Genomic DNA, 7,845 nt, shown 5'->3' on the forward strand with positions numbered 1-7,845 from the left:
GAGGCCTTGAAGATCGCGCGGCCCAGGTTGCCCTGCAGCAGCCGCACGCCGGCGTGTGCGTCGAAAGGATCCGCCGCACTGCGCAGCACGCCGGCATCGCCCGACGCGGCCGGCGCGGCGCGCCATGCCAAGCGCCCACCGTCGTCCGCCAGCCAGGGCTCGTTCGCATACGCGCGCAGGCCCTCCCCCATCACGGTGCGCACATCCTCGTGCAGCAGGCCGGCATCGAGCAGCTCGCGGATCAGCAGGCCCATGCCGCCGGCCGCATGGAAGTGGTTCACGTCGGCCTGCCCGTTCGGGTACATGCGCGCGAGCAGCGGCGTCACGGCGGAGAGTTCGTCGAAATCGGTCCAGTCGATGGTGATGCCCGCGGTGCGCGCGATGGCCACCAGGTGCAGCGTGTGGTTGGTCGAGCCGCCGGTGGCGAGCAGGCCGACGATGGCGTTGACGATGGCGCGCTCGTCGACGATCTCGCCGATGGGGGTGTACTCGCGGCCCAGCGCGGTGAGTGCGACGACGCGGCGCGCGGCCTCGGCCGTGAGCGCATCGCGCAAGGGCGTGCCCGGATTGACGAAGGCCGCACCCGGCAGATGCAGGCCCATCACTTCCATCAGCATCTGGTTGCTGTTGGCGGTGCCGTAGAAGGTGCAGGTGCCCGGCCCGTGGTACGACGCCATCTCGGCCTGCAGCAACTGCGTGCGATCCGCCTTGCCCTGCGCGAACAACTGGCGCACCTTGGCCTTGTCGCTGTTGGGCAGGCCCGAAGTCATCGGCCCGCCGGGCACGAAGATCGCCGGCAGGTGACCGAAGGCGAGTGCGCCGATCAGCAGGCCCGGCACGATCTTGTCGCAGATGCCGAGCATGAGCGCGCCGTCGAACACCGCGTGGCTGAGCGCGATCGCCGTGCCCTGCGCGATCACGTCGCGAGACCACAGCGAGAGCTCCATGCCGGGCTGGCCCTGGGTGACGCCGTCGCACATGGCCGGCACGCCGCCGGCGAACTGCGCCGTGGCGCCGGCCTCGCGCGCGGCGCGCTTGATGATGTCGGGGAAGGTGGCGAGCGGCTGGTGCGCCGAGAGCATGTCGTTGTAGGACGAGACGATCGCGATGTTGGGCGCGCGCTGTTCGCGGATGGACAGCTTGTCGTCCGCGGGCGAGGCGGCCATCGCGTGCGCGAGATTGGTGCAAGACACGCGGCCTCGCGCGGGGCCTTCGTCGCGCGCCGCGGCCATGCGCGCGAGGTAAGCCGCGCGGCCTGCGCGGCTGCGCTCCTGCACCCGCGCCGTCACGCGGGCGACTTCGGGGTGTATCGCCATGAATGGACTCCTGCGGGCGCCCTGCCCGGGTTCCGATTCAGTGTAGTGGGCGCTCGTCGCACCCCTGCGCACCGTGCGCGATCCCCTTGTTGCTACATTGACGCCACGGCTGACGGCCCGGCGCGACCGCGCGGGAGCGGCTCCACGCACGAAGGGCCTCGAGGAATGCGCGAGAACGCGAACAACGATCGGTTCGACTTGGTGCTGTTCGGTGGCACCGGCGACCTGGCGATGCGCAAGCTGCTGCCCGCGCTGTTCTACGGTGTGCGCGACGGGGGGCTGGCAGGCGCCACGATCATCGGCGCGGCCCGCCAGCCGCTCGGCATCGATGAATATCGCGCGCTGCTGACGGAGCAGGTGCCCCGGCACATCGGTGAGGCCGACTTCGACGACGCGGTGTGGCAACGACTCCTGAGCCAGGTGCGCTACGTGGCGATCGACGCCACGCAGCCGGCCGACTTCGCAGCGCTCGCCGCGCAACTCTCGAACGATGAAGCGGTGCCGCGCGTCTTCTACCTCGCTACCACGCCATCGCTCTTCATCCCCATCTGCCAGCACCTTCAGAGCGCGGGTCTGGTCACGCCGGCGACGCGCGTCGTGCTCGAAAAGCCACTGGGCCGCGACCTGGCGTCGTCGCGCACGATCAACGACGCGGTCGGCGAGATCTTCACCGAGGAACAAACCTACCGCATCGATCACTACCTCGGCAAGGAGATGGTGCAAAACCTCATGGCGCTGCGCTTCGGCAACACGCTGCTCGAGCCGCTGTGGTCGCGCTCCTACATCCACGACGTGCAGATCACCATCGCCGAAGAGCTCGGCGTCGGCACGCGCGGCGAGTTCTACGACAACACCGGCGCGCTGCGCGACATGGTGCAGAACCACGTGCTGCAGTGCCTGTGCATCGTGGCGATGGAGCCGCCCGCTTCGATCAATGCCGATTCGGTGCGCGATGCCAAGCTGCAGGTGCTGCGTTCGCTGCGGCCCTACCTGGAGGGCGACCTGCCGCACAAGACCGTGCGCGGCCAGTACCGCTCCGGCGCCATCGAGGGCGCGCCGGTGACCGGCTACCTCAAGGAAGACGGCATCGCGCCCAGCAGCCAGACCGAGACCTTCGTCGCACTCAAGGCCGAGATCGACAACTGGCGCTGGGCCGGCGTGCCCTTCTACCTGCGCACCGGCAAGCGCATGCAGGAGCGGCTGGCCGAGATCGTCATCAACTTCCGGCCGGTGCCGCATTCCATCTTCGAAACCGCCAGCGGCACGCCTCACAACCAGTTGGTCATCCGACTGCAGCCCGACGACGGCCTCGGGCTGGAGATCAACACCAAGACGCCCGGCGACAGCATGCGGCTGTCGCCCAAGCTGCTGAACCTGGCGCTGCGAGACACGCGCGAAGCACGCCGGCTCGACGCCTACGAGCGCCTGCTGATGGACGTGGTGCGCGGGCGCCTGGCCCTGTTCGTGCGGCGCGACGAACTCGAAGCGGCCTGGGCCTGGATCGAACCCATCCGCGACGGCTGGGACCGCAGCGGCGAAGCCCCGAAGGGCTACACCTCGGGCACCTGGGGCCCGGCCGCGTCGAGCGCGCTGGTGGGGCGCTTCGGCTGCGCCTGGCACGAAGAAGACTGAGTCGAACGACAAGGAGGACGCCGAAATGGAAGACCGCAACGACGCACCGCTGCCGGGCACGCTGGCCCTGCGGGTTCTCGATTCGCCCGAGGCTTTCGCGCAGGCGGTCACGGCGGCAGTGGGCGAGGCTGTGACGACGGCAGTGCGCGAACGCGGCACGGCCTCGCTGGTCGTCACCGGCGGCAGTTCACCGCGCCTGTACTACCCGCTCATCGCCGCACTCGACCTGCCGTGGTCGCGCGTGCACATCACGCTGTCCGACGAGCGCCAGGTTGCCGCCGAGCATGCCGAGAGCAACGAAGGTCTGGTGCGCGAACTGCTGCTGCAGGACCGTGCCGCCGCCGCGCGCTTCACGCCGCTGTATTGCGGCGAAGACGACGCACAGGCCAGCGTGGCCGCTGCCACGCAACGTCTGCAGGAGCTGCCGCGGCCTTTCGATCTGGTGCTGCTCGGCCTGGGCAACGACAGCCACCTGGCCTCGCTCTTTCCCGGCGCACTCGGCGTCGAAGCCGCGTTCTATCCGCGTTCGAACGCGCTCGTCTGCACGATGACTCCGCCGCCCGGCATGAAGCCGGCGCTGCCGCGCCTGTCGCTGACGCTCGCCGCGCTGCTCGACAGCCGCCGGATCGTCATCGCCGCGCAGGGCCTTGACAAGCGCGACGCCTTCGAGCGCGCCGCGCGGGGCCAATGGCCGCTGCCCTCGCCGCTGCGGGCGCTGGCCGAGCATGCGAGCCAGCCTGTCGACTTCCTCTGGTGTCGTTGAGATGAAACCTTTCTTTTTCGACGGCGCACGATTCAGCGATCGCCTCGGTCGTGCCGACGAACAACGCCCCACCGAGCACTGAGATGACAAGCGCCTCACCGCAATACCCCTGGCTGGTTGCCGACATCGGCGGCACGCATGCGCGTTTCGCGCTGGTGCGCGGCGATGACGGCGCACCGACCGACATTCGCTCCTACAAATGCCGCGACTTCGCATCGCCGCAGACCGCCGCGCTGGCCTACCTGTCGCAGGTCGCCGCGCCGGGCGCGCCTGCTGCCGCGCCGCGGCGCGTGGCCTTGGCCCTGGCCACGCCGATCGATGGCGATAGCGTGTGCATGACCAACAGCGACTGGTGCGTGTCGCGCGCCGACATGGCACGTGCGCTCGGCGCCGACGAAGTGCTGCTGCTCAATGACTTCGAGGCGCTGGCCCTGGCGCTGCCGCAACTGGCCGCTGCGCCGGGCGACACCGCCGTGCAGTGGATGACCGCGGCACGCCCCGACCGTTCGCTGCCCATGGCAGTGATCGGCCCGGGCACCGGCCTGGGCGTGGCGGGCTGCGTGCCGGCCGGCCGCGACTGGGTCGCACTGGCCTCCGAGGGCGGCCATGTCACGGCCGCCGCGGCCGATGATTTCGAAGGCCAGTTGCTGCGCGTCATTCGCATCGAACACCCGCATGTTTCGGCCGAGCGCATGCTCTCGGGCACCGGCCTGCCCCTGCTGCACCGCGCGGTGTGCATCGTGCGCGGCACGCCCTGCGACGAAGACCTCGAGTCTGCCGACATCACGCGGCGTGCGCTCGACGAAGGCGACAAGGATTGCCTCGCGACCCTCGACAGCTTTTGCGCCATGCTGGGCGGCTTTGCCGGCAACGTGGCGCTCACCCTGGGTGCGCGAGGGGGCTTGTTCGTGGCGGGGGGCGTCGCGCAGAAGCTTGCCGCCTATCTTGCGCGCTCGCGCTTTCGGGAGCGCTTCGAGGCAAAGGGTCGATTCGAGTCCTACCTCGCCGCCGTTGCCACCGGCGTCATCGTCGTGCCGCACCCGGCGCTTGCGGGCGCTGTGCGTCATCTTGCACAAAACATTCCAGGCTCGCGCGATTGAAGTGCGGCGGGCTGCTCACGCGGCGCGCCGGCTCGCTCCTGCGACTACTTCGGGCCGGGCGTTGCGAACGCCTTGCTGACGACCTCGCATGTGACGCGAAGGTCCGCGCTTCGGAGGGAAAAGCAGGGGACCCGCTCGGCGAGGTGTACGACGGCGTCCAGACCGTGACCCGGGTGAGCCAGTGCGTTGAGCACGGTGACATACATCCGGGCGCCCGCCTCCGCGGGGCTGATGGCCCGCAACACGGGCGGATGCGGTCCCGCTTGATAGCGCACGAAGATCACGGCTCCCAGCGCGCAAGGTGCGCACACGGCGGCAGCAGGCAGCGCCGGCACCGGCACTTGCAGGGTGGCACCGAAATCCAGGATATCGCCCACCGGCAGGGGGTAGGCCGGTGGAGGAAGGCGCTTCAGGTGCAATGCGCGCGGATAAGGAAGCACGCGCAGCGAGCACAGGTCGATGGGGCTCAGTTCGTCGCTCATGTAGCGAAAGCCATGATGGAGAAGTCCCCAGGCTGCTGTGGATTTTCCGTGGCCCGAGTCACCGGCGAGCAGATAGGCATTGCCGCTGCTCTCGAGCGCCGCGGCATGAAGGAACAGCAGATCGGGACGCCTTTGCTGCAAGGCAATCGTGAGGTCTTTTTCGAGATCGAACAGCAGCCGGCCCATCCCTAGGACAGTGACCGCCGCTCGGTCCCTGCAAGTCAAGAGAAACTCGCCAGGACGGGAAGTGCCCGCAAGGATGTAATGCAGATCGGGCCGATGCTCCCCGAACTCTGCCGTCAAGGCCGAATAGTTGGCCGCCACGGCACTCGCGAGGAGGCCGTCGCTGCAGACGACCTGCACGCGCTGGCCGAATATCAGGAACGAAAGCGTCTGCAGCAGCAATGCGGCGTCAGGACGCTTTGGCGCGATGAGGCCATGAGGTGGAACCCCTCGAGACCCGGTGACGTGCCTGCTGCTGAACCCTGTGCTCGCGACCGGCCGGGCCTGCCCGTCCACAAGACGCCGTCACGGCCGGCAGAAACGACCGATGTGTCATTGAGCTGCCCACCCTAGCGCATGGCTTTGGCCTACTTCGGAAGCTTGTCAGGCTTGCCGATCTTCGGAGGCTTGCCAGGGTTAGGCTTGCCGGGCTTTTTCCAAGCATCCGGCTTCGTGGAGCCTGACTTGGCAAACGACGGGGTAGCCATCAGCGTCAGGACCGCCGGCGTCACATATGCCGCCCGTTTTACGAATTCACGACGCGAATCGGTGAGCTTGGACATCTCGCACCTCCTGAGTTGCCTTCAACCAAACACAGAATATCCTAGCCGCTGACAAGCAGATGCAGATGCTGCAGCAGCGAAAGGGTCTTTGCGACATCCTCGAGCGCCGTCTCTTCGTCCACCATGAACTCGCAAGCGAGGGCCGCGGCGATCGCCTGTAGCGTGGCCCGTTCGTCGCACATCCGCCAGATGAAGGCGGCCGTGCGATTAAGTTGGTGGATCTGGTCGGAACGCATGTCCAGCACCAGCAACTCTCCGTCGATCTCACGAACCATCAAAGACTCTTCGCGTCGAATTGCCATGCTCACGATTTCTCCGCTGTAGCTCACGCCGACTTGCGATAAGTTCGACGGACATGACAGTGTCGGCAGATTATCAGAGGCTCACCGCAGCCGAGTCGCAGTCCGGATTGCCGCTGGTCGGTCAACTCCTGGCCTATGCCGCGACCGGCGCGCCCTTGGGCCACGACAACCGACAGTTCGCCTGGCGCCCCGAAGGCGTCAACGCGCGGCAGTTCCAGTGGGCTGTCGACGGTGGGCTTGGGCCCTTGCTGCATCGTGCAACGCGCGATTGCGCCGACGTCGTACCCACGGCGTGGCGGGAAGCGTTGCTGAGTGCCGACCTCACCGCGCGCGTGCGGCATGGCAACCTGGTGGACAGTACGCTCGAAATCATCGAGGTCTGCGCTGGTCTGCAGGCGGGTGCGACCCTGCTCAAGGGGATTTCGGTCAGCGAGGAGTTTTATCCCGCCGAGCACCTCAGGCCGATGGCGGACATTGACGTTCTCATACCGGCACACGCCTACGCATCGGTGGAGGCCGCTCTGCTGGAGTGCGGCTACGGCCGGCTGAACCATCCGGCGATCGATGGCCATCATCATGGTGCGCCGCTCCGTCATGCCGCTCGGCGCACGATCGTCGAGCTTCACACCGTTTTGTTTCGAAGCGATTCGCCGCTTTGCGAACGCTTGCTTTTCAGCTTGCCCAATGTGCTGCGCCGCTCGGTCCGCTCGCTCTACCACGCAATGCCGGTCAAGCGCCTGAGCCATGAACTACAGCTTGCTTACATCGCTTCATCATGGTTCAACGACTTGACCCAGTGCAAGGTACACCCCAGTTTCGTTGCATCGCTGCTCGATGCGGTCTACCTTCTTTCGGCCTGCCGACAAACGCTTCAGTGGAAAAAGATGCTCGAATGGCTGGACAACGACATGGCCAAGGCATCGCTGTACACGATGGTGACCTACCTGCCCCGGTATGGCGTGGAGCCGCTGTCGCCCGCAGACCTTGCGCTGCTCGCTTCGGCGCAAAGACTCGTGGGGCCGATCCAGTTGAGGATGATTCACCGAATGCTGGATCGACATCTGATCGGCGGCAGGCCGTGGAACTTTGCTTTTCCTCCGCCAGTTCCCGGGCGCTACAGCGTCTCACAACAGTTCAGAAAAAAGATTCTGAGCCGACTCCGGTAGTCAGGATCGACGCTCGACGCGAGCAACTTTCCCTTGCAAAGGCGCGCGCGAAGACGCATGCGCATTGCGATCACGGCGTCCGGTACACGCCGGCGCGCCGCCGGCACTCTGTCTGCGCCTGCGCACCGGCCAGCGAATTGCAGCGCGTGAGCGTCTCGGCGCGCGGCTCGTGCTACTGGGCCAGGGCAACGACAGCCACCTGGCCTCGCTCTTTCCCGGCGCACTCGGCGTCGAAGCCGCGTTCTATCCGCGTTCGAACGCGCTCGTCTGCACGATGACTCCGCCGCCCGGCATGAAGC

At 67.2% G+C, this 7,845-nt stretch carries 8 protein-coding genes and 1 pseudogene; 5 read left to right on the top strand and 4 right to left on the bottom strand.

The window, feature by feature from the left end:
• Positions 1-1,316 (bottom strand): phosphogluconate dehydratase (gene edd, locus H0W38_RS11395; protein ID WP_292453997.1); only part of this gene is annotated, 1,316 nt, incomplete at its 3' end.
• Between the two features lie 165 nt (positions 1,317-1,481).
• Between edd and zwf the strand changes: the two genes are divergently transcribed.
• From zwf to glk, 3 genes are all read left to right on the top strand, one after another.
• Positions 1,482-2,948, top strand: coding sequence for a glucose-6-phosphate dehydrogenase (gene zwf / locus H0W38_RS11400; protein ID WP_292453999.1), 1,467 nt, complete (start codon positions 1,482-1,484; stop codon positions 2,946-2,948).
• 25 nt (positions 2,949-2,973) lie between these two features.
• Positions 2,974-3,711, top strand: coding sequence for a 6-phosphogluconolactonase (gene pgl / locus H0W38_RS11405; protein WP_292454001.1), 738 nt, complete (start codon positions 2,974-2,976; stop codon positions 3,709-3,711).
• Between the two features lie 83 nt (positions 3,712-3,794).
• Complete coding sequence (gene glk / locus H0W38_RS11410) at positions 3,795-4,811, top strand: glucokinase (protein ID WP_292454003.1); 1,017 nt, start codon at positions 3,795-3,797, stop codon at positions 4,809-4,811.
• A 44-nt stretch (positions 4,812-4,855) separates the two neighbouring features.
• Here glk and H0W38_RS11415 read toward each other — a convergent pair whose 3' ends face one another.
• From H0W38_RS11415 to H0W38_RS11425, 3 genes are all read right to left on the bottom strand, one after another.
• On the bottom strand, positions 4,856-5,698 hold the full coding sequence (locus H0W38_RS11415; protein ID WP_292454004.1) for a hypothetical protein: 843 nt from the start codon (positions 5,696-5,698) through the stop codon (positions 4,856-4,858).
• A gap of 185 nt (positions 5,699-5,883) precedes the next feature.
• Complete coding sequence (locus H0W38_RS11420; protein ID WP_292454005.1) at positions 5,884-6,078, bottom strand: hypothetical protein; 195 nt, start codon at positions 6,076-6,078, stop codon at positions 5,884-5,886.
• Between the two features lie 41 nt (positions 6,079-6,119).
• Entirely contained in the window at positions 6,120-6,380 is a 261-nt protein-coding gene (locus H0W38_RS11425; protein WP_292454010.1) for a PqqD family protein, read from the bottom strand.
• Between the two features lie 53 nt (positions 6,381-6,433).
• Here H0W38_RS11425 and H0W38_RS11430 point away from each other — a divergent pair, with 53 nt between their 5' ends.
• Both H0W38_RS11430 and H0W38_RS11435 read left to right on the top strand, forming a co-directional pair.
• Entirely contained in the window at positions 6,434-7,546 is a 1,113-nt protein-coding gene (locus H0W38_RS11430; RefSeq protein ID WP_292454008.1) for a nucleotidyltransferase family protein, read from the top strand.
• A gap of 169 nt (positions 7,547-7,715) precedes the next feature.
• Positions 7,716-7,845 (top strand): annotated as a pseudogene (locus H0W38_RS11435) (6-phosphogluconolactonase); the annotation flags it as partial.

Origin of the sequence: Methylibium sp. (assembly GCF_013817365.1) — a bacterium.
Classification (GTDB): domain Bacteria; phylum Pseudomonadota; class Gammaproteobacteria; order Burkholderiales; family Burkholderiaceae_C; genus Methylibium.

Excerpts from the sequence above, each read along its gene's own strand:
- zwf (WP_292453999.1), top strand. The coding sequence starts at position 1,482 with ATGCGCGAGAACGCGAACAACGATCGGTTCGACTTGGTGCTGTTCGGT.
- pgl (WP_292454001.1), top strand. The coding sequence starts at position 2,974 with ATGGAAGACCGCAACGACGCACCGCTGCCGGGCACGCTGGCCCTGCGG.
- glk (WP_292454003.1), top strand. The coding sequence starts at position 3,795 with ATGACAAGCGCCTCACCGCAATACCCCTGGCTGGTTGCCGACATCGGC.
- H0W38_RS11420 (WP_292454005.1), bottom strand. The coding sequence starts at position 6,078 with ATGTCCAAGCTCACCGATTCGCGTCGTGAATTCGTAAAACGGGCGGCA.
- H0W38_RS11425 (WP_292454010.1), bottom strand. The coding sequence starts at position 6,380 with ATGGCAATTCGACGCGAAGAGTCTTTGATGGTTCGTGAGATCGACGGA.
- H0W38_RS11430 (WP_292454008.1), top strand. The coding sequence starts at position 6,434 with ATGACAGTGTCGGCAGATTATCAGAGGCTCACCGCAGCCGAGTCGCAG.